This window comes from Monashia sp. HAY1-5C (assembly GCF_056755255.1).
In genome coordinates this window covers 1-288 of the sequence record NZ_JBPGXG010000318.1, presented here as the reverse complement: position 1 = coordinate 288, position 288 = coordinate 1, and the positions used below count along the sequence as shown (strand labels likewise).

General features: G+C 73.3%; 1 protein-coding gene. It reads left to right on the top strand.

Translation table 11 applies throughout. The annotated features are described in order from the left end of the window. On the top strand, nt 1–251 hold a 251-nt coding region (locus ACR9ZK_RS21835), incomplete at its 5' end, for a pyruvate kinase alpha/beta domain-containing protein (protein ID WP_481344050.1). Nucleotides 252–288: the final 37 nt, after the last annotated feature.

The following is a 288-nucleotide window of genomic DNA, read 5'->3' as shown; positions in this document are numbered from 1 at the left end:
CGCAGCTCGCCCCCTTCTGGGGCATCGAGACCTACCTCTTGCCGCGGATGCATCACACCGACCAGTTCGCGATGCAGGTCGACCTCAAGCTCACCCCGGAGGGGCGTGTCCCCGAGGGCGACCACGTCGTCATCGTCGCCGGGTCGCCCCCCGGCATCCCCGGCTCGACGAACGTGCTGCGGGTCCACCGCGTCGGTGACGCCGCCCACCGTCGGGCGCCCGCGTACCGCCCGGAGGAGGTCACCGGCTGAGCTGGTCCGTCGACGCACCCGAGGGCCGGTGTCCGCC